At 49.7% G+C, this 23,911-nt stretch carries 21 protein-coding genes; 7 read left to right on the top strand and 14 right to left on the bottom strand.

The window, feature by feature from the left end; translation table 11 throughout:
• Positions 1–30: 30 nt before the first annotated feature.
• From DRJ53_RS11475 to DRJ53_RS21830, 8 genes are all read right to left on the bottom strand, one after another.
• The gene (locus DRJ53_RS11475; RefSeq protein WP_421911558.1) at positions 31–1,140 is read right to left on the bottom strand and encodes a DUF6688 domain-containing protein; all 1,110 of its coding nucleotides are present in this window, start codon (positions 1,138–1,140) and stop codon (positions 31–33) included.
• Positions 1,141–1,318: 178 nt separating this feature from the next.
• Positions 1,319–1,648 (bottom strand): L-rhamnose mutarotase, encoded by a 330-nt coding sequence (locus tag DRJ53_RS11470; protein ID WP_114235784.1) that lies wholly within the window; start codon positions 1,646–1,648, stop codon positions 1,319–1,321.
• Positions 1,649–1,679: 31 nt separating this feature from the next.
• Complete coding sequence (locus DRJ53_RS11465; RefSeq protein WP_114235783.1) at positions 1,680–2,447, bottom strand: SGNH/GDSL hydrolase family protein; 768 nt, start codon at positions 2,445–2,447, stop codon at positions 1,680–1,682.
• Between the two features lie 79 nt (positions 2,448–2,526).
• On the bottom strand, positions 2,527–4,014 hold the full coding sequence (locus tag DRJ53_RS11460) for an MFS transporter (protein WP_114235782.1): 1,488 nt from the start codon (positions 4,012–4,014) through the stop codon (positions 2,527–2,529).
• An 80-nt stretch (positions 4,015–4,094) separates the two neighbouring features.
• Entirely contained in the window at positions 4,095–4,778 is a 684-nt protein-coding gene (locus tag DRJ53_RS11455; RefSeq protein WP_114235939.1) for a beta/alpha barrel domain-containing protein, read from the bottom strand.
• The gene (locus tag DRJ53_RS11450; protein WP_114235938.1) at positions 4,765–5,781 is read right to left on the bottom strand and encodes a sugar kinase; all 1,017 of its coding nucleotides are present in this window, start codon (positions 5,779–5,781) and stop codon (positions 4,765–4,767) included. Before DRJ53_RS11450 ends, DRJ53_RS11455 begins: the two co-directional genes overlap by 14 nt.
• An 84-nt stretch (positions 5,782–5,865) precedes the next feature.
• Positions 5,866–7,305, bottom strand: coding sequence for a glucuronate isomerase (gene uxaC / locus DRJ53_RS11445; RefSeq protein ID WP_114235937.1), 1,440 nt, complete (start codon positions 7,303–7,305; stop codon positions 5,866–5,868).
• Positions 7,306–7,442: 137 nt separating this feature from the next.
• Entirely contained in the window at positions 7,443–10,616 is a 3,174-nt protein-coding gene (locus DRJ53_RS21830; protein WP_114235781.1) for a tagaturonate reductase, read from the bottom strand.
• Between the two features lie 42 nt (positions 10,617–10,658).
• Between DRJ53_RS21830 and DRJ53_RS21310 the strand changes: the two genes are divergently transcribed.
• Positions 10,659–10,823 (top strand): hypothetical protein, encoded by a 165-nt coding sequence (locus tag DRJ53_RS21310; RefSeq protein ID WP_155523211.1) that lies wholly within the window; start codon positions 10,659–10,661, stop codon positions 10,821–10,823.
• A gap of 343 nt (positions 10,824–11,166) precedes the next feature.
• The gene (locus tag DRJ53_RS11435; protein ID WP_114235780.1) at positions 11,167–11,571 is read left to right on the top strand and encodes a DUF6717 family protein; all 405 of its coding nucleotides are present in this window, start codon (positions 11,167–11,169) and stop codon (positions 11,569–11,571) included.
• Between the two features lie 11 nt (positions 11,572–11,582).
• On the opposite strand, the gene DRJ53_RS11430 is transcribed toward DRJ53_RS11435, so the two are convergent.
• The 5 genes from DRJ53_RS11430 to fucP all read right to left on the bottom strand — a co-directional run bounded on the left by DRJ53_RS11430 (position 11,583) and on the right by fucP (position 16,683).
• Positions 11,583–12,626, bottom strand: coding sequence for a Gfo/Idh/MocA family oxidoreductase (locus DRJ53_RS11430; protein WP_114235779.1), 1,044 nt, complete (start codon positions 12,624–12,626; stop codon positions 11,583–11,585).
• 62 nt (positions 12,627–12,688) lie between these two features.
• Positions 12,689–13,516, bottom strand: a complete 828-nt coding sequence (locus DRJ53_RS11425; RefSeq protein ID WP_114235778.1) for an amidohydrolase family protein — start codon at positions 13,514–13,516, stop codon at positions 12,689–12,691.
• Between the two features lie 114 nt (positions 13,517–13,630).
• Positions 13,631–14,488: a fumarylacetoacetate hydrolase family protein gene (locus DRJ53_RS11420; protein WP_114235777.1), complete on the bottom strand. Its 858-nt coding sequence runs from the start codon at positions 14,486–14,488 to the stop codon at positions 13,631–13,633.
• A gap of 68 nt (positions 14,489–14,556) precedes the next feature.
• Positions 14,557–15,321, bottom strand: a complete 765-nt coding sequence (locus DRJ53_RS11415) for an SDR family NAD(P)-dependent oxidoreductase (RefSeq protein WP_114235776.1) — start codon at positions 15,319–15,321, stop codon at positions 14,557–14,559.
• Between the two features lie 81 nt (positions 15,322–15,402).
• Positions 15,403–16,683, bottom strand: a complete 1,281-nt coding sequence (gene fucP / locus DRJ53_RS11410) for an L-fucose:H+ symporter permease (RefSeq protein WP_114235775.1) — start codon at positions 16,681–16,683, stop codon at positions 15,403–15,405.
• 552 nt (positions 16,684–17,235) lie between these two features.
• Here fucP and DRJ53_RS11400 point away from each other — a divergent pair.
• Together DRJ53_RS11400 and DRJ53_RS11395 are read left to right on the top strand one after the other, a co-directional pair.
• A complete protein-coding gene (locus tag DRJ53_RS11400; protein ID WP_114235773.1) occupies positions 17,236–17,481 on the top strand; it encodes a hypothetical protein in 246 nt (81 codons plus the stop codon).
• A gap of 195 nt (positions 17,482–17,676) precedes the next feature.
• On the top strand, positions 17,677–18,363 hold the full coding sequence (locus DRJ53_RS11395) for an SET domain-containing protein (protein ID WP_114235772.1): 687 nt from the start codon (positions 17,677–17,679) through the stop codon (positions 18,361–18,363).
• 72 nt (positions 18,364–18,435) lie between these two features.
• On the opposite strand, the gene DRJ53_RS11390 is transcribed toward DRJ53_RS11395, so the two are convergent.
• A complete protein-coding gene (locus DRJ53_RS11390) occupies positions 18,436–18,822 on the bottom strand; it encodes a DUF4783 domain-containing protein (protein WP_114235771.1) in 387 nt (128 codons plus the stop codon).
• A gap of 124 nt (positions 18,823–18,946) precedes the next feature.
• On the opposite strand from DRJ53_RS11390, the gene gpmI reads away from it, so the two are divergent.
• From gpmI to DRJ53_RS11375, 3 genes are all read left to right on the top strand, one after another.
• Entirely contained in the window at positions 18,947–20,467 is a 1,521-nt protein-coding gene (gpmI, locus tag DRJ53_RS11385) for a 2,3-bisphosphoglycerate-independent phosphoglycerate mutase (protein ID WP_114235770.1), read from the top strand.
• Positions 20,468–20,579: 112 nt separating this feature from the next.
• On the top strand, positions 20,580–21,095 hold the full coding sequence (locus DRJ53_RS11380; protein WP_114235769.1) for a hypothetical protein: 516 nt from the start codon (positions 20,580–20,582) through the stop codon (positions 21,093–21,095).
• A gap of 211 nt (positions 21,096–21,306) precedes the next feature.
• The gene (locus DRJ53_RS11375) at positions 21,307–23,505 is read left to right on the top strand and encodes a TonB-dependent receptor (RefSeq protein ID WP_114235768.1); all 2,199 of its coding nucleotides are present in this window, start codon (positions 21,307–21,309) and stop codon (positions 23,503–23,505) included.
• The last annotated feature ends 406 nt before the right edge of the window (positions 23,506–23,911 follow it).

Below are 23,911 nucleotides of genomic sequence, written 5' to 3'. Positions count from 1 at the left end.
GATATTGCAAATTAGTGCAGCGACCTTTGCTCATACTTTGTTTTGCTGCACTTCCTGAATTTTCATTCTATCCTTACTGCTCAAATATTGTTGCGCAATCCTATTCTCAGGCTTCGTATCAAAAGCGTACAGCACCAGCAAAAAGAACCACTCCAAAGGCTTCATCACCACATAAACAACATCTGCCACCAGCTTATTGTTGAACACACCATAATAGCGGTGTACCAGCGATCCCACTTTGTTGTATTCCTTCCTGATGCATTGATGCACACGTGGCGTGTGTTGTTGCAGCAGGTCTTCAAATGCATTGGCTATAAGCAACTGCCGGTTACAAATAATTTTGTGCCCGTTTCTTTCGCCATACCGCTCCGGCTGCACAATTGCCTTATGCCCATTAGCCGCCACCGAACATAAAAAATGCCCGCCGCACTGCACATTTTCGCACATGTAATCAAGTTGCGAAAAACCATGTTTGTAGGTTTCGGTAAATGCGCGGATCAACGTATCGGGTTTTTGCCCAAATAAAAAAAGAACCAGCGATAAAAGAAGTAATAACGGCAATGCAAGCAGCGCCAAAACCGGGAACCTTATCCATGCATTGCACCGCAATATTTTCAGGCTTATTGCAGACACCGCATTATGGGCCGCTACCCTATCTTGCTCCAGCCCGTTTTGCAGCAATTGCTTGTTCTTTTGCATTACCATGATGAACAGCATGATGATGGGCACGTTTCCAAGCGACCAAAAAAATCCGCCAAACTCCTGTGGGTGTATGTGCATAACAAGCAACACATTTAAACACAAGCCGGTAATAAGTACCGCATTCAGCAGCAACTCTACAAGAGGCGTAGAGAGCCGTTCACGAAGAGATGCATAAAAATAAGCAGCGGTACACAGTACAATAACCACGTAAATGCCGGCACTGTTGCCGGGAGCAAATAATGCGCTATCAGAACAGCAATCATTTTTTTGCCCAATATCAAACTTGTCCAGGAAAAGTGCTGGTGCAATCAATACCGTCCAAACTTCGGCAGCAATGAACACATCGCGGCGACTATAAATGTGGTTGTTGCTTAAATAACTGAAAAAATTAATCCCGACAATTACAGCAAAAATTATAAGGGGAACAATTAAAAACATCATAAAGCGGAGCAGTTAGTAATATGGCTGACAACATCTTTACACTACGGTATCGTGAAGCAAAAAATACTGATACCTGTTTAGATTAAAATGCCCATCTAGTTTGGGATGGAGATAGCCCTATTTTGTTTTGGTTGCAAAAAAAAATTGTTTCGACAAGGTGCTTTGTCAGCAAATTTTACAAAGCAAAGATCCGATCCATCAACACCCATTTTTCACCGGGTGCAGCGCTGGGTATTGCTTGTTGATATCGCCACATCAAAGCCTCCCACTCCTGCACTTTGGGGTTGGCGGCATCAGCTGCAGCCTTTGCCTCAAAACTAAATGCCTCGGAAACTTCCATGATCATGAATAGACGGTTGCCCGCCCGGTAGATTTCCATACTTACAATGCCTGCTTCCTTAATGCTTTGCAGTATTTCGGGCCACACTTGTTGGTGGTGCTGTTCGTAAGCCGCAATCAGTTCGGGATCGGCCACCAAATCAAGGGCCAGGCAGTAACGCTTCATGCAAGTGGTGTTGGTTCAAAGAGGAGCAAAACTATTTTACTGCTTCCAGCCATGCGTTGGCCATCAGCCTGGCACCGGCAATGGTTGGATGCACACCATCATAGGTCCAGTACACGCCGGGTGCCGTTTTCTGCGCATCATCAAATACTTTTTGATACGGCACAAACACCGCATCAAACTCCTGCGCCATGCTGCGGGCACCTGCACGAAATGCGTCAAACTCGGGGTACCATTTATCATCCACCGCTTTAATGCCTTTCACGCCAAACGGCTCGCCAATTATCAATTGTACATTGGGCAAAGCCTGTCGCGTGTCTTGCAATAATTTGCGGTAATCGTTGATGTATGTTTCAATGGTGCCGTTATAAGCCCCATTGAGTTTGTGCCAATGGTCGTTCACGCCAATCATGATGCTGAGCACATCGGGTTTCAGCGCAATACAGTCGTCCTGCCAGCGTGCAGCCAACTGGTGCACTTTATTGCCGCTGATGCCGCGGTTATAAAACGTAAGCGATTTGTCTGCAGCTTTTGCCAGCAAATCGGACGCAGCCATAAACGCATAACCCGAGCCCAATGCACCGGTGTTGTTGGCGTCTTTGCTGTTGCGGTTGCGGCCGGCATCAGTGATCGAGTCGCCCTGGAACAGCACCACCGAACCCTTCTTCAATTGGATGCGCTTTTTAGGGACAGCCGCCGCTGCATGCAACAGCTGCGCTGGTGCCGCTACCGAAACTGCTGCACCCAGTATCGAAGTTTTTAAAAACGACCGCCGGTTGTTGTGGCTGTTATTTTGCTGCATGATTGATTTTTTTACAAATTAAATTCGGGTAACAGTAAGGTATAAACGCTATTTAGTTTAAACACCAGCTCTGTCTTTTCTACTGATCCGCAATGGGGCTGTATTTTGGCACCAGCCATTTCATGATGCGCCAGCCAATAAGGTAAGCTACGGCACAAATGGAAAAGATGATGAAATAACCCGCTTCTTTTCCTTCGAAACCGGCAAACTGCATATTGGTGCGGCCCGCATGCTCAAACAACACACCCGATCCTTTGTTGATGAGGAACGAACCAACACCACCGGCCATGCCGCCAATACCGGTAATGGTGGCGATGGCTCTTTTGGGAAACATATCGCCGATGGTAGAAAATATATTGGCCGACCATGCCTGGTGCGCTGCACCGGCAATGCCAATGATGATGACGGGCAGCCAATAAGTGATGGTGCCCAAGGGTTGCGCCAGCAGCGCCAGCAGCGGGAAGAATGCAAAAATGAGCATGGCCCGCATGCGACCTTCGTAGGGGTTCATGCCTTTCCTTTCTACAAAAAAAGTGGGCAGCCAGCCCCCGATGATGGACAGCAGCGTAATGACATACAACACAAACAGCGGCAACGCACTTTGCGTGGAGTCCATCCCATAAATGTCTTTGAGGTAAGCAGGCGTCCAAAAAAGATAGAACCACCACACGCCATCGGTCATGAATTTGCCGAGGGCAAAAGCCCATGTTTGGCGGTATTTAAAACAGCTTGCAAATGATATTTTTTTGGGTGCGGCAATGGTGGGCTCGGTTACCGGGTCGTGCTGCACCAGGTCCTGCTGAATGTACTCCAGTTCGCCCCTGGTTACCCGCGGGTGCACTTCTGGTTTTTTGTACATATAAATCCAAAAACCCATCCACACAAAACCCAACAAACCAATGACGATAAACGCCATTTCCCAGCCCCATGCATGCGCAATGAACGGGATGGTAAGCGGCGCCAGCAATGCACCCACCGTAGCACCGGAGTTGAAAATACTGGTGGATAATGCACGGTCTTTTTTAGGAAAATATTCCGCGGTGGCTTTGATGGCCGCGGGGAAGTTGCCGGCTTCTCCCAAGGCTAATACAAATCGGGCAAAAATAAACAGCGTAACAGAGGTAGAAGTAACCAGCGCTACATTGCTCACTGTTTCCAGCGATTCTTTTGCGCCTTCAAAACCCACAAACCAATCGCCGTTGATGATGCCGGCCGTGGCAATGCCGCACCATGCGTGCAACACAGCCCCCGCCGACCAGATAGCAATGGCCCAGAGAAAGCCTTTTTTGGTATCCATCCAATCAACAAAGCGGCCGGCAAACAACATCGAGATGGCATAGAAAATAGAGAACAGCGCCGTAATGGTACCATAGTCGCTATCGGTCCAGTGAAACTCAGGCACCAAAAAATCTTTCCACGTAAGGGACAGCACCTGGCGGTCGAGGTAATTAATGGTGGTGGCAAAAAACAGGAGGCTGCAAATGGTCCAGCGGTACTTACTGATGTGCTGTTGGCCGCGGCTTTCGGTGCCCGAACCTGCGGTATGTTTGGAAGGAGTTGCCAGCATGCAAATAGTTAAATGGTGAAGCAATCGCTTTTATTTTTTTCTGTCAGCAACGCACTTTGCAATGCGTTGCTGCTGTTGCTTTATGACGCAACTTTTGCGCTGCCTGATGTCTGTGCTATTAGTTGCAGCACGCTGCGGGCAGCAGCTTCAATAGCTGTATAATCACGGTCGCGCAGCATGGCTGCAGTAATGAGTTTACTGCCCATACCCACGGCCGCTACACCGCTGCCAAACCAGGCCTGCAGGTTGGTTGCTTCCGGCTCGGTACCGCCGGTGGGCATCAGGCGCAGATCGGGAAACAATTCTTTTACCGCACTGATATAACCAGGGCCTAAAATATTGCCCGGAAAAACTTTCACCAGCGTGGCGCCCGCTTCTTCGGCTGCTGCAATTTCAGTTGGCGTCATACAACCGGGCACCCATAGCATGCCGTTGGCATGCACCACTTTTGCCACTTCGGCATTGATGGTAGGGCAAACAATAAAATCGGCACCTGCATCCATAAACGCGTTGGCAGCAGCAACATTTTTAATGGTGCCAATGCCCAGCATCAGGTCGGGCATTTGTTGCGCCGCCTGCTCTTTCATCAACCGGAAGTTGGTGAGTGCATTGGCACCGCGATTGGTGAATTCAAATAACCGCACCCCGCCGTTGTATAGTGCCTGCATCACGTTGCAGCAAACGTCGGCATCATCGTGATAAAAAAGCGGCAGCAGTTTTTGCTGCAGCAACGCATCCAGTGCAGTGGCTTTATTTACGGGCATGTTGTGCTAATGTTTTTTGGATGTCGGCCACAGTAGCTGTGGTCGCATCGCCGGTGATGAACAATTTGCTGAATGCAGCAGCGGCTGCAAAATCGATGGTTTGCTGCGGTGCAGACGCGTTGTAATTTCCATAGATGAGGCCTGCCATAAAACAATCGCCGCTGCCTACTTTATCTACAACGCGATCGGCATTGAATTCTTCCGAAACATGCAATGCGCCGCCTGTGTACAAGGTAGCATAATAGTTGATGGCGCCGTTGTGATCGAAGCGGAACGTATTGGCCACCTGGCTGCACGCAGGGTAGCGTTGCATTATTTCTTTGGAAACAATTTCAGACTGTGCCAGCAGCGCCCCTTTTTCGTGCACCAGGTCTTTGGGCACCGCAATGCCCAGCATGCTTTCGGCTGCCCAGATATTGCCCATCACCACATTGCAATAGGGCAGTAATTGGGTCATGATTTCTACCGGTGTTTTTCCATATTGCCACAGCCTTGCCCGGTAGTTTAAATCAACGGAAACCGTGATGCCTTTTTGTGCAGCGGCAACTAATGCTTCTTTACAAACAGCAGCAATGTTTTCATTCAATGCCGGTGCAATGGCACTGAAATGAAACCAGGAAACACCTTCGAGCAACGCATCCCAATCAAGCTCGCCGGGTTGTAATTGCCAGAACGATGAATGGGCCCTATCGTATACAACGCCGGCACCTTTAAGGTCGGTGCCTTGCGGCAAATAATAAGTACCGATTCGTTCGCCGCGTATCAGCATGCGATCTGTAGCAATTCCTTTTGCATTCAGTGCTGTGCAAATTTCATGGGTGAGGTAATTATCCGGCGCAGCACTCAGGTACGTTACCGGCACGCCCCACAAGGCCAGCGCCGAAGCCATATTGAGTTCGGCGCCACCAATATACACCGGCATGGAAGCCTGGCGTATCCATTCGCCGCCCAGTTGCGGCGACATCCTTAGCAACAATTCTCCAAAAGATAAAACGGGCTTCAAATTCGCTTTTATTTTCAATGGTGTACAAATTGACGCCGCAACATTTGTTTACCTAAAATAAACTGCAGTTGCGCACAACTCTATTTATGAAGCAGCGGCAGCCGGCACTGTTGTTCCTGCCTCCTGCCAGTTAAAATAATTGGCGGCGTTGTTGTAACAAATATCCTGCACCATGCTGCCCACCAGCTCGAGGTCATTGGGCAATTCGCCGCTTTCCATTTCGCTGCCTAAAATATTACACAACACGCGGCGGAAATATTCGTGGCGCGGAAACGAAAGAAAGCTTCTGCTGTCGGTAAGCATGCCTACAAAGCGGCTCAGCAAACCCATATTGGACAAGGCATTGATCTGTTTGGTCATGCCGTCTTTTTGATCGAGGAACCACCAGCCAGAGCCAAACTGCATTTTACCCGGAACTGAACCATCATTGAAATTACCAATCATTGCCGCAAACAATTCGTTATCGGCGGGGTTGAGGTTATACAAGATCGTTTTCGTAAGTTGGTCCTTATTATCCAATTTATCCAGGAAACGCGACAGCGCTTTGCCTTGAGGAAAATCGCCAATGGAATCAAGGCCGGTATCGGGGCCCAACTGGCGCAGCAGGCGGGTATTGTTGTTGCGTAGTGCACCCAAGTGGTATTGCTGCACCCAGCCCCGCTCCCAATCCCACACGGCAAACTGGTGCAGCATGGCCGATTTGAACTGGCAGTTTTCGGCATGCGTCAGCACCATGCCACAGCGGGCTTTGTTGAAAATGGTTTTGATCTCCGCTTCGGTATAATCATCTGCATATAGTTGCTCCAGGCCATGGTCGGAAACAGAGCAGCCATTTGCTGCAAAATAATCGTGGCGCTGTTTCAATGCATACAGGTAATCATCAAACTTATGAATGGAAATATCGGTTACACTTTCTAGTTGGCCCAGGTATTGGTTGAACGCAGATACATCATCTACGTTCATCGCTTTATCCGGACGAAACGCCGGCAAAATCTTTACATCAAAATCATCACCTGCCAGCTTTTTATGATGCTCTAATGAATCGATAGGATCGTCGGTGGTGCACACCACGCGAACATTCATTTTGCGCAGCAAACTACGCACTGAATATTGTGGCGTTTGCATTTGCGCCGAAGCGGCTTCATACACATCGGCAGCCGTGTTTTTATTGAGCAACTCGGTGATGCCGAAATATCGCTGCAGCTCTAGGTGGGTCCAATGATAGAGCGGGTTGCGCAGCGTGTACGGCACTGTTTCTGCCCATTTTTCAAACTTCTCGCGGTCGGTTCGGTTGCCGGTAATGTAGCTTTCGTTCACACCGTTGGTGCGCATGGCTCGCCACTTGTAGTGGTCGCCATACAGCCACGCCTGCGTTATGTTTTCGAACTGGTGATCATTGGCAATCTGGTCGGGTGGCAGGTGGCAATGATAGTCGATGATGGGCATGCCTTTGGCATACTCGTGGTACAGCCGCTGGGCCGTTTTGCTGTACAATAAAAAGTCCTCGTCTAAAAACTTATTCATCACAATTATGGTTGTCCCGGTTTTACCCGGAAGGTTGCTGATTCTTTTTTGAACCACAAAGACGCTAAGCACACCAAGCAACATATAGAAACATCTTAGTGAACCTTTGTTACTTTGTGCCTTCGTGGTTCAAAACCTTATAACGACACACCGCGTTTCCACGGAATAAAATCATCCTGCCCTTTCCGAACGGCACATACTTCCTGCTCTCCACTGGCTACGCGGATCACGTATTCCAAAATGCGTTCGCCGGCCTGTTCAATGGTTTCCTCGCCATCGATAATGGTGCCTGTATCTATGTCGATGATGTCGTGCATTTTTTGTGCAAGTGCCGTGTTGCTCGAGATCTTTACCACTGGCGCAACCGGGTTGCCTGTCGGCGTGCCAAGGCCGGTGGTAAACAACACAACGTTTGCACCCGAAGCTACTTCGGCGGTGGTGCTTTCCACATCGTTGCCCGGTGTGCACAGGAGGTTCAATCCCGGTTTGGTTACCAGTTCGGGATAATCGAGCACGGCCACCACCGGCGAGGTACCGCCTTTTTTGGCTGCGCCAGCCGATTTAATGGCATCGGTAATAAGGCCATCTTTGATGTTGCCCGGCGATGGGTTCATATCAAAGCCCGAACCTGCTTCCACCGCCCGCTGGTTGTATACCTGCATCAGGTGGGCAAAACGTTGTGCCGTTTCGGTATCCACACATCGGTCGCTAATGTTTTGCTCGGCGCCGCATAGCTCCGGAAACTCGGAAAGGATAACAGAGCCACCCAATGCTACCAACAAATCGGATGTATAACCAATAGCAGGATTGGCTGAAATACCGGAAAAACCATCAGAGCCACCGCACTCCAGCCCAATGCACAATTTGCTCAGCGGCGCAGGTTTGCGTTCCAGGCTATTGGCATACACCAGCCCGGCAAAAGTTTGCTTGATGGCTTCGGAAATAAGGTTGGCTTCGGTGCCCACTGCCTGTTGTTCCAATACATACACCGGTTTGCTGAGCGAAGGATCGCGTTTGGCAAGCTCCTCAAGCAGCATTTGGGCCTGTGCATTTTGACAGCCCAGGCTTAACACCGTGGCGCCTGCCACGTTGGGATGCGCAATATAACCTGCCAGCAGGCCGCACAATGCCTGTGCATCCTGTCGGGTGCCACCGCAGCCGCCATCGTGGGTTAGAAATTTAATGCCGTCGACGTTGGGAAAAAGTGCTGCCCGCTTTTGGGCCGTTTCCGCCACTTGCAGGTCGGCGTTTAAGATGGCATCAACCGATGCGCCACTTTTATACAGATCTACCAGTTGGGCCACCGCTACGCGGTTTTGCCGGTTACGGCCAAAACCCAATTCTTCTACCAATGATTCGCGCAGCACATCGAGGTTGCGGTTTTCGCAAAATACCATGGGGATCACCACCCAATAGTTGGCAGTGCCCACTTTGCCATCCCGCCGGTGGTAACCACTAAATGTGCGGTTGGCAAATTTCGAAACATCGGGTTTGGGCCAATCCAGTTTGCGGTCGCCAATGGTAAACGGGCTGGCCGCATGTTTGAGGTTGGAGGTGGTAATAACACCGCCGCGTACAATGGCCGTATGGGCCTTACCCACCAGCACACCATACATATAAACAGGATCGCCGGGTTGCAGATCGGTGGTTACAAATTTATGTTTTGCAGGCACCCGTCCCGGCAGCGTGTACGCATCACCGCTATAATGGAGCGTTTCGCCTGCTTCCAGGTTGGCCAGTGCCACCAGCACGTTATCGTCGGGATGAATTTTTGTAATGCGGTGCTTCATTTCAGGTGTCGGCTGTGCATGGTCAGCGTCCAGTTGGAGCGCCTGTGGCAAGCCACCAGCCAAAATTATCATCAAATGCTCCAGCACCGTTTCGGAAAACAGGGGCAACTGAGTAAGGTCGGTGCCCCACAACGTTGTATCGGATAAAACAGCTTGCACTACAGCAGCGGCCTCCCCTTTTTGCCAATGCGCAAACAGCGTTGCGGCCTGATCGTCCTGAATGGGATACGATTGACCATTCCATTCGCCAAAGTACTGGCCATCCTGCTGGCGCACTGCTTTGGAAAATGCTAAGTAACCGGCAAAGCCCAGCGCCATAAGCTGCGGCGCGGTTGCATTTTTACTATAATGCTCAAGCAACAGCGGCACACAACGGGCTTTGATTTTGGCCGTGTACTGCACACTAATGGACAGCCACTGGTGACGTATATGCGGGTTGCGGAACCGGTCGAGCACCTGGCGACCAAAAGCTTCGGCCACACTGGCGTCTACAGGATAAGGTATGGCTGGCGCAATTTCTTCGAGCATCAGCCCGGTTAAAAACCGCGTAAAGCCAGCATTGTTCATGGCATCTTTTACCGTTGCAAACGGCGCCAAAAATGCAACGGCGCAACTCAGTGTATGCGTGGCATTGAGCAGGCGCAATTTCAGTTCGCGGTGCAGCCTAATGTCTGGCGCAATGAGCACACTTGGATCGGCTGCTGCAAAACCCAATACCAGCCGCACATGGTCGTCGCCTTCAATGGCCCACAGCCGGTATGCTTCCGACATGGTGAGCAGCGCATCTTCGTAACCCAGTTCTTTTTCAATGGCAGCCTTTGCTGCAGTATCGGGTATGCCCGGAACTATACAATCGACCAGCGAATTACAAAAGCGGTTGTGCGCCTGCAGCCATTGGGCAAAAGCGGGCTCCAGGTTGGCCTGCTGCGCCAGCTGCTGCATCATTTGCGCCAGCTTAGTTCCGTTGTCCGGCACCAGCTCGGTAGGCACGATGACCATGCCGCTTTCGGGGCTGCCGCCAAATGCCTGGTAACGTTGGTATAAAAATGCCAGCAGCTTGCCCGGGAACGAAGCCGGCGGTGCCGCATGAATATCATCGGGCACCAATTGAAAACCGGCCTCTGTAGTGTTGGAGATAATGATCTGCAACTCGGGGTTGTGGGCACATTCCAAAATAGCACTCCACTCGCTGGCGGCATTGAGCACCCGGCTGATAGATGCATTGATCCCATTTTCCGAAACCGCTTTTCCTTCCCTCACACCGCGGATGCACAGCGTGTACAACCCATCCTGCGTTTCAAATGCATCGATGCTTCCCTGCGCCGTGCTTTTTACCACTACCACGCGGCCATTGAACAGGCCCATTTTATTGGCTTTGTCAATAAAGTAATCGGGCAGCCCGCGCAGCAATACACCGGTGCCAAATTGCAGCACCTTTTCTGGCAGTGAAAAAATTGCGTCGTTAGGGATACTCAGGCTTTTGGCTGAAATATGTTTAAGGTTTGACCGGGAAAGTTTCATGTATAAAATGCTTCCTTAATGGCATGGTGAACAAAGAAAAACATGGCAGCGCCACATATCGTATCGCAAGTGTACCGAGAAATAAACGCCTGGCAAATGATTTATAAAAAAAATTTGAACAAATACAACAGTAAACAGCAGCAACAGCCATTTTATTTAAATAAAAAACGAAAAAACGGCACAGCATTAAAAAATATCGAAATGTAGCGACGGGTATTTTGGCTCATTCGCTACCCCTGCATTTAAACCCCGATAAATTTGATTACTGTTGTAAGGTTGTTGCAAACAGCAACAATAATGTTGTAAAAAGGCAGGCAAACGGGTAGCTCCATATTCTTAATACGTAATGGTTTCAAGCACATTGGTTAAAGAACAATCAGCACTTTGCAATAAGTATTGACATTTATTTACCAAAGCTATCGAACACACCTGGCTAACTTGCAACCCGAATAAGGCAGGATATTGCTACCCCTTTGCAGTGACGTAAAAAGATGATACTTCAAAAGGTAGTTTCACCCAGCCTTCCGTATTTATAACCCATTAACCGAATATGTTGGCTAACGAACTTGCCCTGCACGCCCAACCCGCCCCACAGGCCTTTGAAGAGGCTTTTTGTTTTGTAAAGCTGGAAGGATGCTGGCGACTGGTACTAACCGGCGCCAACGGAAAGCCGCCTACCGAGGTGGTGCTCACTTCGGGCATAGACGAACTGCTGCACCTGCTGGCACGCCGCAGCAACGAGCTATGGCTGCGATTGGAGCGCACTGCTTTTGAAGGCGCTTCGGTGCTGGTGCTCGATGAGTTTTGCCCCGCGCCACAGGGCGGTGCGTACTACCGCATTTATCCACGAGAAGGCAAAGTGCTGAAACAACGGCTATGGGTATGCGAAGTAAGCCTGCTTATTTTTGGCGACCTGCCGGAGCGCATTTATTACAAGCTGCTGCGCAGAAAATAAAGTCAACTATTTTACAGATCCACCACGCGGCCTTCGCGGTTGCTGCGGTGTGCCGCTTCAATGATGCGGATGATGGCGATGCCATCTTCAGCACTAACGGGCACCGATGCACCGTTGCGTATGGCCTGCCATACACCTTCGTACAAACCGGCATAGTTGCCCTGCAGGGTTTCCACTGTTTCACGAACCACGACGCCATCCCGTTCGGTGTGCAGTAAGCCGCTTTCGCTTTGCGGCTCGGTGCCCCAGTTTTCCCCGGTGGGCAGTTGGCCTTCGGTCAGCGCAGTTTCCTGCACATCGGTCCGCGATTTTAAAAACGAACCTTTGGAACCGTGCAAAATAAACCCGGCCCCTGCTTCCCGCACCAGGTAGCTTGAATGCAGGCGCACCCTAAGCGTTGGATAATACAGCAGGACTTCAAAGTAATCGTCCACTTTAGAGATTGGCCGCACGGTGCGGATGTCGGCAAATACGCGTTGCGGCATACCAAACAGCACCAGTGCCTGGTCGATGAGGTGCGAACCAAGATCGTACAGCACGCCTGTGCCGGGTTGCGGCACTTCTTTGTGTTGCTTCGGGCTTAGTTCCACTTTGTACCGATCAAAATGAATCGACACTTCCACAACATCGCCCAACACACCTTGCTGCAACACTTGTTGCACCGTTTTGAAATCGCTGTCCCAGCGGCGGTTGTGGTACAGGGCTAACACTTTGCCTTTTTCTGCTGCCAGTGCTGCCAATGTTTGGGCCTCGCCTTCAGTGGCGGTAAATGGCTTTTCTACCAGCACATGTTTGCCCGCTTCCAATGCGATTTTGGTGTATTCAAAATGCGTGTAGTTGGGCGTGTTCACCACCACCAATTCAATGGTATCATCAGCCAGCAATTCTTCGTAAGTAGACACGCTGCGGATGTATGGATAACTGGCCGCGGCCAGTTGTTTGCTTCGCTCCCACACGGCATATAATTCAAAACCGGGAAGTACGTGCAGGAACGGCGCATGAAACACTTTTCCCGACATGCCGAACGAACAAATTGCGGTGCGAATGGGCTTCATGATGAATTGGTTTATTTTGAAACAACCCGGAACGGCTGTTTACAGTTAATAAAAATATTGGCTTACAGCTTGTAAAAACGCGCTGCATTTTCACCAAAAATAGCAGCCTGTTCTGCTGCGGAAAAAGATCTGAAATATTGCGCTACAATGTTCAGTGCGGCATCATAACCACCGGCCACATTACACACGGGCCAGTCGGACCCATACAGCAAACGGTTGGCGCCAAATGCCTCGACAACTACATCCAGGTACGGTGTAAAATCCGCCTGCTTCCAATCCTGCCAGGCGGCCTCGGTAACCATGCCCGAAACCTTGCAGCAAACATTGGGATGTTGCGCCAACTGCCGTATATCTTTTGCCCATTTGTCAATCTTTCCTTCCCGGATCTGCGGCTTGGCAATATGATCGAGCACAAAGGGCTGATCAGGGAAATATGCCACCAGTTCAGTGCAATATTGAAGTTGGTCGGTAAACACCAGGAGGTCGTAAGTAAAGCCCCATTGTTGCAATGCAGCAATGCCTCTTTTAAAATTGGGCCGCAGCATCAATGCACGGTCGCTTTCGCCCTGCAGCACATGCCGAAAGCCTTTCATGGCGGGCATTTGACGGTAATGCGCCAGCCGCTCTTCAATGTTATCAGCCTGCAAATCCACCCAACCCACAACACCTTTTATGAACGGATTTTCTGCTGCCAGCGACAATAAAAAATTGTTCTCCGCTTCCACCTGGTCGGCCTGTACTGCCACGCAGCCATCAAAGCGGTGCTGTGTTAAAATGGGCTGCAGATCGGTGGGCAAAAAATCGCGGCGGATAGCCGACATATCATCCGTTATCCATGAATGCCGCTCGGGACTGTAATGCCAGAAATGTTGGTGACTGTCGATGCGCATAGAATGAGTAAGATGGAAGTGATGGCAAATGAGTACAAAGGCAAAATTCAAAAGTCAAAAACGGAAGCAACTTTTTGTTAGCTGTTTTTACTTTTTGAACTTTGCCTTTTGAATTTAACCCGCTTTATAAGCAACTACTTTTTGTTTGCTCGTACCCAGTCCGTCGATGCCAAGTTCCACTACATCGCCGGGCTTGAGGTATACCTGTGGGTTCATGCCGAGGCCCACACCGGCGGGAGTACCTGTTGAGATCACATCGCCGGGCAGCAAAGTCATAAACTGGCTGACGTAGGAAACCAGAAACGGGATTTTAAAAATCAGGTTGGCGGTAGTTCCATCCTGCATTTTTTTTCCATTCACGGTAAGCCACAACCGAAGATTATCGACATCCGCAACTTCATCTTTTGTTACCAGCCAGGGACCAAGTGGCGCAAACGTGTCGCAGCCTTTGCCTTTATCCCAGGTGCCGTTGCGTTCCAGTTGGAAAGCCCGTTCGCTCAGGTCGTTGTGCAGGCAATAGCCGGCCACATAATTCATCGCATCGGCTTCATCTACATAAGTTGCTTTTTTGCCGATCACAACTGCCAGTTCCACTTCCCAGTCGGTTTTTTCCGAGCCGCGAGGAATCATCGTATCATCGTTTGGGCCGCACAGCGCCGTGGTCGATTTCATAAAAATGATGGGCTCCGAAGGTGTTTGTGCCCCGGTTTCTTTTGCATGATCGGCGTAGTTGAGGCCAATGCACACAATCTTCGATGGCCTTGCCAGTGGCGGCCCCAGGCGTTCGCCTTCCGGCATGCGGGGCAGGCTATCTTTTCGCGCCGTCACAAACTGCTGCAGCCGCGCCATGCCGCCTGTTGCAAAAAACTGCTCGGTATAATCGGTTTCAAAAGAAGATACGTCGAGGTATTCATCGTCCACTACCACACCCGGTTTTTCTGCACCGGGCTGGCCAAAGCGAAAAAGTTTCATATAAAGCAAAGTGGTTTAAGGTTCACAAATGTAAAGGGTCGATTTTGCGGTAGCAGTACCAAAAGCGTTTAGTTATTGAGCTTGATAAAACCGCCGTCAATAGGATAATCGCAACCGGTGATGAATGATGCCTCATCGGAACATAGATACAAGATCAAAGTTGCAATTTCATCGGGGTTGGCCATGCGGCCAATGGGCTGCGACTTGCTCAATTTATGCATCATTTCGGCTTCCCTGCCGGGATAGTTCTTTGCCAAAAACCCATCCACAAACGGCGTGTGCACCCGTGCCGGCGATATGCAGTTGCAGCGAATATTTTGGTGTAAATAATCGCGGGCCACGGAAAGCGTCATGGCATAAACGGCGCCCTTACTCATGCTGTAAGCAAAGCGATCCGGGATGCCTACGATGCCGGCAATCGACGCCAGGTTCAGGATTACACCTTTGCCTTGCGCCAACATCAGCGGCAGCACCGCATGAATGCTGTTATACACACCTTTTACGTTTACGCTAAATACCCGGTCAAAATCGGCCTCGCTGGTATTATCGGCTTTGCCAATATGCGATATGCCGGCACTGTTTACCAAAATATCTACCTGGCCAATTCCTTGCAGCACTTCCTGCACTTCCTGCTGATTCACCACATTGCACACATGCGCCGATGCTTGTCCACCGGCATCTTTAATCGCTGCAGCTGTTGCAGCAGCTTCATCGCTGTTCAGGTCCAGCACATGCACCTCCGCACCCTGGCGACCAAACAACAGCGCAGTGGCTTTGCCAATGCCGCTGCCCGCACCAGTGATCACTGCTTTTTTTTGCGTTAACTGAAGCATCCTTGTTTTGTATTTTAAACGTTTTTCTTATTTGGCAAAATGCATTTCACAGCCGCGCCAAACCTTTTGTACGATTCCATTTTAATGGGTTAAAGCCAGTGCGCCTTCCCCATCCGGCACCGAAGCTTTTTGCTGTAAAGCAAAAGCCAGCACCACTATAAAGCAAAGTAACGGTATTATATAAGCGATTTGGATGTTGCCGCCGGTGGCATCCGATATTTTCCCCATCAGCAGCGGGAACAGTGCGCCGCCAACAATAGCCATCACAATCAGCGAAGAAGCAATTTTTCCTTCCTGTCCCAAGCCATGAATGCCAATGGCAAAAATGGTAGGAAACATGATGGACATAAAAAAAGGAACTGCCATCAGCGCATACACAGCAACGGGGCCCGAAACAAATGTGGCCACTGCCAGCAGCGCCATACAAATAACAGAATAGAGCGCCAGCAGTCTTTCGGGGCGTATATATTTCATAAAGAAAGTGCCGGTAAAGCGGCCGAGCATAAAGCCCACCATCGCAATGGAGCCCCAGTAAAATGCCGCATCTTTTTCCGGCATATCCATTACATGTTTTGAAAAGCGGATAAAGAACGAACCCACGCAAACCTGTGCGCCGATGTAAAAGAATTGTGCAACAACCGACCAACGCACCTGCCGGTGGCGCAACACACGGAACGAAAAAGGAACTTTCGCTTCCCCTTCTTTGCCTTCACCTTCGGGGAGTTTGGTAACAAAAAAAAATGCAGCCAGCAGCAACACCAGTACCGCAATAACGAGGTAGGGAATTTTGATGGCCGATGCTTCGCTTTGCAGGTAAGCCTCCAGCGTGCCGGCAGTCTGCATTTGCTGCAACTGCTCTGGCGTGTGCTCAATGCCCGAAAGAATAAATTGACCGCCAATGATGGGTGCAATAAAAGCACCCACGCCATTAAATGATTGTGCAAAGTTGAGGCGTTGCGTTGCCGTTTTTTCATCGCCCAGTTTGGTGATGAATGGGTTGGCCACTGTTTCAAGAAAAGTGGCGCCGCTGGCAATAATAAACAGCGCACCCAGGAACAAGCCATAGCTACGCGTAGATGCTGCGGGTAAAAAAAGAAGTGCCCCAACGCCATACAGCAGCAGGCCTGCCATGATGCCGCGTTTAAACCCATAGCGGTACATAAACCAGCCTGCAGGCAACGCAATAAGGAAATAAGCCAGGTAAACAGAAGAATCGATCAGCGCCGATTCGGTATCGGTGAGTTGGCAGGCTTTCTTTAAATGCGGTATCAATATGGGATTGATGTTGTGCAGGAACGCCCAGAGGAAAAACAGGCTGGTTACAAGAATAAAAGGGAGCAGATACTTGTTTTGTTTGTGCATGGCGGTTTACATCGTTAAGGTTCTTGTGCAGGTTTACCCTCTGCGCATCGCGATTTTCGCTTTGCGACAGTTGCAGAAAAGCACAACGGGTAAAAAATGCAGGCGGAAGATACGGCATTCAACCTTTTGCGTTATTCACCAAATATGCCCTATTATTAATGGCATGTCGTTAAGGTTCATTTATATTAAGGTGGCCAGCTTTAGATGTAAAACAAAACGGCACACTATTATTAAGAAAATTTAACCTGCGGTTGCTGCAGGCCGTTTTTATAAATTGCTTACCTTAACGCTCTGATTTAGCTCGCCCTGCTGCCGTTTTAGGCAGCCTGTTACATTTCCCGGCCTCGATTCTATCATTAGATTAAATCGTAAGATTATGCAACCAGTAATCTGCCTCGGAAAAGTGTTCGGTTCATTTGCATTCGCTTCAGCTTATTCGTTTCATTAATGTGCACTGATTAGTATCCGGTGCCTGCCTCACTGCATCTGCCTTTTTGCAACGAATTCACTAACCTGTTGCCAGCCTTTGCCGGCAATGCAAATTGTGTGGTCATGAAGTTATCTCAATTCATTATGCTCAGCGAAGGGGAAAAAACCAAGGCGCTGATGTGTGAAGGTGTTTTGGTGGGCAAACAAAAAGAGCTGCCCATGATCCGGTTTTTGTTTCAGTTGGATGCGTTTTACGTAACCATGCATTGCGACAGCAGCTCCAAAAAAGTAAAAGAGTTCACAGCATTTACCGACACCGGTTTGCTGCAGTCGTTCCTCGATGAAATTTCGCTTAACGGTATTGTGTAAGGCTGAACACTAGACGACAGACATTAGATAACAGACAACAGACTAAAGGTTAAGGACGATATTAATAGATTGGGGCGTTCACAGTCTGCCATCTATAATCTATTATCTATATTCTATTATCTATTGTCTGTCGTCTATTTAAATTTCTGTCCCTATTGCTGTTTTATTGGCGCCCTTTTCTTTTCTTCGTTGATTATGGCTTTACTGGAACACATCCTGGTAATCAAAAACTCCACCCTGCCCGGCGCCGGCAAAGGTTTGTTTACCAAAAAATTTATCCCCAAAGGCACCCGCATCATTGAGTATAAAGGACGCGTTACTACTTGGAAAGAAGTGGAGCACGACCACGATAATGCATACCTGTTTACCGTGCACCCGGGCCGTGTAATTGATGCCAAACGCTCCTTGAAAGCATTGGCACGCTATGCCAACGATGCCCGCGGATTTACCCGTGTAAAAGGCATCACCAACAATTGCCTGTACTACCGCGATGAAAACGACCGTGTGTTTTTGGAATCAAAACAAGACATACCTGCGGGCAGCGAAATTTTTGTAAGCTATGGCAACGATTACTGGAAAGTGATGCGCGGAAACCGCCGCATTGAGCAGGAGCGCCTGAAAGAAGAAGCGGCCGAAAACAGCAACAGGCGGGCCGCCAAAAAAAGCAAGGGTGCAAAAAAGGCAGGTGCCAAAGCAAAGACCAAAACGAAAGCCACCACCGGAACAAAGGCAAAAGCAACAGGCAAAAAAGCTGCTGCTAAGTCGGCGTCAAAAGTAGCAGCTAAAGCAAAAGGCAAAACTGCAGCAAAAGCCAAAACAAAAGCAGCATTGAAAACAAAGACCAAAGCTGCCGCTAAAGCAAAATCAAAAGCAAAGCGCTAAACATACACATAGCAAAATGGCCTACCAACCGGTAGGCCATTTTTATGTTCTTTAACTCCTGCAACGCACCGGTTAGGGCTGAAAGCGTATCTCCTTGATCAGTTGTTTACCGCCATCGGCTTTCATAAACACCGTAGTACGGTAGGTGCCCGATTTGGTGTTGAGCATACCAATGCAATATTCATTGCCTTTGTTATCGCCTTTGTGTTTTACTTCAAAACCGGTGACGCCGTTGCGGGCAAAAAAATCTTTCAGGATCAGCACGGCCTGCGCCTTACTGTAGGTGTCCGTTTTGTTCGGCATCGAAATATCCAGGTTGCCATCCATATAGCGCGACAACTCGGAGGTATTACCATTGCGCAAAGCGCCAATCACGCTTTCAATGCTTTGGCCGGGGCCGAAGGCACTCAGCGTGATGATGGAAAAAGCAAGGGTTAACAGGAGTAAATATTTTTTCATGTCTGAAATTTGCCCGTAAGATCGAAAAATATGCCTAAATCACCTGTTAAAGATCAGGCAGTCAAAATAAACAAAACCTTCACGTTTTCGATAGCTTTGCAGCCATTCAACAACAAACCACTCCATGGCACAACGCAAAGTCATACTCGTTATAATGGACGGCTGGGGACTCGGCCAGGTAAAAGGGGCCGATGCTATTCAGAACGCCAATGTTCCTTTTGTACAATCGCTTTACGGCAAGTTTTCGCATACCACGCTCACCACCTGCGGCGAAGACGTAGGCCTGCCCGAAGGGCAAATGGGCAACTCCGAAGTAGGCCACCTCAACCTCGGTGCCGGCCGCGTAGTGTACCAGGAACTGCAGCGTATTAATGTGGCCATCCGCGAAGGTATTTTGGCCCGCAACCCCGAACTGATTGCCACCCTCGATTATGCCCGCAACAATGGCAAGGCACTGCACCTGATGGGACTGGTGAGTGATGGCGGTGTGCACTCACACATCAACCACCTGAAGGCGCTGCTCGACATTTGCAAGGAAGCAAGCGTAACCAATGTGTTCATTCACGCATTTACCGATGGCCGCGATACCGACCCGAAAAGCGGCTTGGGCTTTATTACCGAATTGCAGGAGCACGTCGATAAAACCGTGGGTAAAATTGCTTCGGTGAATGGCCGCTATTTTGCCATGGACCGCGATAACCGCTGGGAGCGGGTACAACTGGCTTACGATGCAATGGTTAAGTCAAAAGGCGCCACTGCAGCCAACGGCATTGAAGCCGTGGTGCAGGCCTACACCGAAGGTGTGACTGACGAATTCATCAAGCCAACCGTAATTATGGAAGGTGGTTTGCCGGTTGGTCCCATTAAGGATGGCGATGCTGTGCTGTGTTTCAACTTCCGCACCGACCGGCCCCGCGAAATCACCAAAGTGCTGACGCAGGCCGATATGCCGGAATATGGCATGAAAAAACTGAACCTGTACTACACCACCATTACAGAGTACGATTCGACCTTTGAAAACATCCATATCATTTTTAAAAACGACAACCTCGATAACACGTTGGGGCAGGTTATTGCGCAGCAGGGATTAAAACAAATCCGCATTGCCGAAACGGAAAAATATCCCCACGTTACTTTCTTTTTCAGCGGCGGCCGCGAAACCACTTTTGATGGCGAAAGCCGCATTTTAGTGCCATCGCCGAAAGTGGCCACCTACGACCTGCAGCCGGAAATGAGTGCACTTGAACTGACCGATGCCATCGTTCCGGAAATTGAAGCGGGCAATCCCGATTTTATTTGCCTCAATTATGCCAACGCCGATATGGTGGGCCATACCGGTGTGTTTTCGGCAGCCATCAAAGCGGTAGAAACGGTTGACTCTTGTGTGGAACGCGTGGTTACTGCAGCCCTGAACAGCGGCTACACGGTGTTCCTTACCGCCGATCACGGCAACGCCGATTTTATGATCAATTCCGATGGTTCGCCCAACACGGCGCATACACTCAACCTGGTGCCGCTGTTTATTATTGATAAAGAATGGCGCGGCGAAATAAAAGCCGGCAAACTGGGCGACGTGGCCCCTACCATCCTCACCATGATGGGCCTGCCCGTGCCTATCGATATGACCGGCAACATCCTGGTATAACAATGTAATGACGAGGACGGAACAGTCCGCTCCTTCTGTATTTAGGCCCGGTGCATTCCTTTGTACCGGGCTTTTTTTTATGCGGCTAATACCAGTACTTTGATAGTCTGAAATGTTGTGGCGTAGAAAAAATAAACTGCTGCTCCTGCTGGGCGTTGCCGGGATGATACTGGCACCGCTGCTGCTGCTGTTTTGCCTGCAAACAACCCAATACCTGCTTAAAGTGTCGGCTGCTGCGCGGCTGGAAGGCCGGCGGCAACAAACCATAGTGCTGCACAAAGATGCGGTGCGTTGGGAAGAACCGGGCCGTGAGCTGAAGATCGGGGGCCGCTTTTTCGACGCCAGTAAGGTTACCTACAGCGGCAATTACATCGCCGTTACCGGCCACTTTGATGACATGGAAACTGCGGTAGCGCAGTTGCTCCAAAAAGCAGTGCACCACAGCACCAATGCAGGTTTGTTCAACAGGATTTTATTGCTGTTGCAATGCGTGGTGGCCATCCCTATATTGGTCTTGTTATTATCCCCTTTGAAGGCTTGGGTTACGCATCGAATGCGGCCCGTTTGCCTATACAAAAATCCCTTCTCCAACACCAATGCGCTGCCGCCCTGGCTGCACCTTTCCTGAGAACAAAGTCTTATATAAACGAATTACAGTATGCGGTACAACTGCATAGCGAGGATTTGTATTTACAAAAATAATAGGACAGCTTTTTAGGTAAATGCTGTGCGGGTACACCTGCACAATATTGACGCCGTATATACAAGGCTACTTCTATAACACGGCATTTATTACAACAGTAACGAGCTAACGGTTCTATATAAATTTTACAACACACATGAAGAAAATATTTGGCCTGGCAGCAGTGCTGGGCCTGTGGAGTGGTGCATTTGCCCAAACCGATACATTGGCGGAACGCAACATGGAAGAAGTGATCTTATACGCCAACAAATTTGCGGAGCGCAGAAAAAATATTGTACAAAAAGTAGATGTTGTTTCAGCCGGACGCATTGCCCAATTGAACACGCCAACCATGGCCGAACTGCTGCAAACCACCGGCAATGTGTTTGTGCAAAAAAGCCAGATGGGCGGCGGCTCGCCGGTGCTGCGCGGCTTTGAAGCCAGCCGGGTGCTGCTGGTAGTGGATGGCATTCGTATGAACAACGCCATTTACCGTGCAGGGCATTTGCAAAGCGCCATTACGGTGGATCAAAACATGCTGGAACGTGTGGAGGTGCTGTACGGGCCCGCATCTACGTTGTATGGCTCCGATGCATTGGGTGGTGCGGTGCTGTTTCGCACCAAAGCGCCACAACTTTCCACCACCGGCAAAACTGCATTCAACGGCACCGCGTTTGCCCGCTATGGCAGCGCCGCCAACGAACGTACGCTGCATGCCGATGCCAGCATTGGCGGCCGACGTTGGGCCTGGCTGCAATCATACACGGTAAGCGATTTTAACGACCTGCGAATGGGCGACAATTACCCTGACAAGTATCCCAACTTTGGCCGGCGCAGCCAGTATGTGACCCGCATTAATGGCATTGATTCCATTGTGCAAAACAGCGACGACCGCATCCAGCGTTTTTCGGGTTATCGGCAAATGGACATCACGCAGAAATTGTTGTTTCAGCAAAATGCGCGGGTAAGCCACGGGCTAAACCTGCAATGGTCCAACTCGTCGGACATTCCGCGCTACGACCGCCTGCAGGATGTACGCAACGGTGCGCTTCGCTATGCAGAGTGGTATTATGGTCCGCAGCAACGCGGCCTGGCGGCGTATGAATTGAACATTACCGGCGCAGGTTTCTTCGATAACCTGCGGGCCATTGCATCGTACCAGCGATTGAAAGAAAGCAGGCACCAACGCAACTACCGCAATGCCAGCCGCGATAACCGTATTGAAGACCTGGATGTGGTGCACATATTGGTTGATGGTAAAAAATACTGGAAGCAACACGAACTGACCACCGGTATTGATGCACAGCTTAATTGGCTGCAATCAAGTGCATTCAAGCAAAACATCAACAACGGAACGGCAAGCCCGTTGGACAGCCGTTACCCCAATGGCGATAACCGCTTTCATAACGTGGGTATATATGCGCAGCATATTGCTAAATGGGCCGGTGGCAAACTGGTGCTCAACGATGGGGTGCGCCTGCAGGCGGTTTCGTTGCGCAGCATCATTGCCGACAATTCATTTTTCCGTTTTCCATTTACCGAAATAGAGCAAGATAATATTGCTGTTACCGGCAACATTGGGCTAGCTTACATGCCTACGGCAGAAAGCAGGTACACCATTGGTGCTTCGTCGGGCTTCAGGGCACCGAATGTAGATGATGCCGCACGGGTTTTTGAGACGGCTGCCAACCAATTGATCGTTCCCAACCGGGACATCAAACCCGAGTACACGTACACGTTTGACCTGGGTACGCAACAGCAATTTGGTGATGTGGTGAAAGTTGAAGCAAACGCATTTTACACCCTGTTGCGCAATGCCATTGCACTGGCTCCATTTGCACTAAATGGGCAAACAACTGTAGCCTACAATGGCGCCCAGGTGCCTGTTTTTGGCAACCAGAATGTAAACAAGGCCACGATTTACGGTGCGCAGGCTTCGGTAACGTTGAATTTTACGCAGGCGTTATCGCTGTACTCAACACTCACGTACACCAAAGGCGAACTCGACGATGCGGCAAAAGGCACCATCCCGATGGATCATATTCCGCCGGTGTATGGCAAAACCGCTGTTTCGTTTACACAAGGCCGTTTGCGTGCCGAAGCGTTTGCGTTGTACAATGGCTGGAAGAAAGCAAAAGACTACAACCCCAATGGTGAAGACAACCTGCAATATGCCACGCCTGATGGTATGCCGGCCTGGACTACGCTGAATGTCAACACCGGTTATACGTTTACCGACCGCCTTGTGCTGCAGGCCAACGTAGAGAATATCCTCGACCGCAACTACCGCGTTTTTGCCTCCGGCTTTTCGGCACCCGGCCGCAATGTGGTGGTGGCACTGCGGGTAAGGATGTAGGGAGGAGTCCGAAGACGGAAGTCGGAGGTCGGAAGAGGGGAAAGACAGTAGAAACAGAAAAGACGGATTTTTATTTTGATAGAGTCCTGCAGGTGTTGGCCGGTTGGTTCGATGCCTGTGGGGCTTTTCTGTTTTGTGGCTTTAAATCGGTGAGTAGTGTAGAATGTTGGTGTTTGTGTATGTGTAGTCTTGTCATGTCAAACTTGTTTTGGCATCTCCTCTGAACTGAGAAGGTTATCAAAAACGGAAGCAGTTTGTTCTTTTCTCTTAAAGTTGCCCAATCGCAAGGGGATGCCGAAACAAGTTCGGCATGATTGTCATGATTTATCCAAAAATTTTTTAAGCTGCAGCGGGTCGTTTTTCTTCATACTTCCGGCCCTTAGTCACTACCGAAGCTACGCGCAGC

The organism is Paracnuella aquatica (assembly GCF_003332885.2).
Lineage (GTDB): Bacteria > Bacteroidota > Bacteroidia > Chitinophagales > Chitinophagaceae > Flavisolibacter > Flavisolibacter aquaticus.
Note: the sequence above shows the minus strand (reverse complement) of the source record. Positions and strands in the feature narration are given on the sequence as shown.

Coding starts and splice junctions, on each gene's coding strand:
- DRJ53_RS11475 (WP_421911558.1), bottom strand. CDS start 1,140: ATGTTTTTAATTGTTCCCCTTATAATTTTTGCTGTAATTGTCGGGATT.
- DRJ53_RS11470 (WP_114235784.1), bottom strand. CDS start 1,648: ATGAAGCGTTACTGCCTGGCCCTTGATTTGGTGGCCGATCCCGAACTG.
- DRJ53_RS11465 (WP_114235783.1), bottom strand. CDS start 2,447: ATGCAGCAAAATAACAGCCACAACAACCGGCGGTCGTTTTTAAAAACT.
- DRJ53_RS11460 (WP_114235782.1), bottom strand. CDS start 4,014: ATGCTGGCAACTCCTTCCAAACATACCGCAGGTTCGGGCACCGAAAGC.
- DRJ53_RS11455 (WP_114235939.1), bottom strand. CDS start 4,778: ATGCCCGTAAATAAAGCCACTGCACTGGATGCGTTGCTGCAGCAAAAA.
- uxaC (WP_114235937.1), bottom strand. CDS start 7,305: ATGAATAAGTTTTTAGACGAGGACTTTTTATTGTACAGCAAAACGGCC.
- DRJ53_RS21830 (WP_114235781.1), bottom strand. CDS start 10,616: ATGAAACTTTCCCGGTCAAACCTTAAACATATTTCAGCCAAAAGCCTG.
- DRJ53_RS21310 (WP_155523211.1), top strand. CDS start 10,659: ATGGCAGCGCCACATATCGTATCGCAAGTGTACCGAGAAATAAACGCC.
- DRJ53_RS11435 (WP_114235780.1), top strand. CDS start 11,167: ATGTTGGCTAACGAACTTGCCCTGCACGCCCAACCCGCCCCACAGGCC.
- DRJ53_RS11430 (WP_114235779.1), bottom strand. CDS start 12,626: ATGAAGCCCATTCGCACCGCAATTTGTTCGTTCGGCATGTCGGGAAAA.
- DRJ53_RS11425 (WP_114235778.1), bottom strand. CDS start 13,516: ATGCGCATCGACAGTCACCAACATTTCTGGCATTACAGTCCCGAGCGG.
- DRJ53_RS11420 (WP_114235777.1), bottom strand. CDS start 14,488: ATGAAACTTTTTCGCTTTGGCCAGCCCGGTGCAGAAAAACCGGGTGTG.
- DRJ53_RS11415 (WP_114235776.1), bottom strand. CDS start 15,321: ATGCTTCAGTTAACGCAAAAAAAAGCAGTGATCACTGGTGCGGGCAGC.
- fucP (WP_114235775.1), bottom strand. CDS start 16,683: ATGCACAAACAAAACAAGTATCTGCTCCCTTTTATTCTTGTAACCAGC.
- DRJ53_RS11400 (WP_114235773.1), top strand. CDS start 17,236: ATGAAGTTATCTCAATTCATTATGCTCAGCGAAGGGGAAAAAACCAAG.
- DRJ53_RS11395 (WP_114235772.1), top strand. CDS start 17,677: ATGGCTTTACTGGAACACATCCTGGTAATCAAAAACTCCACCCTGCCC.
- DRJ53_RS11390 (WP_114235771.1), bottom strand. CDS start 18,822: ATGAAAAAATATTTACTCCTGTTAACCCTTGCTTTTTCCATCATCACG.
- gpmI (WP_114235770.1), top strand. CDS start 18,947: ATGGCACAACGCAAAGTCATACTCGTTATAATGGACGGCTGGGGACTC.
- DRJ53_RS11380 (WP_114235769.1), top strand. CDS start 20,580: ATGTTGTGGCGTAGAAAAAATAAACTGCTGCTCCTGCTGGGCGTTGCC.
- DRJ53_RS11375 (WP_114235768.1), top strand. CDS start 21,307: ATGAAGAAAATATTTGGCCTGGCAGCAGTGCTGGGCCTGTGGAGTGGT.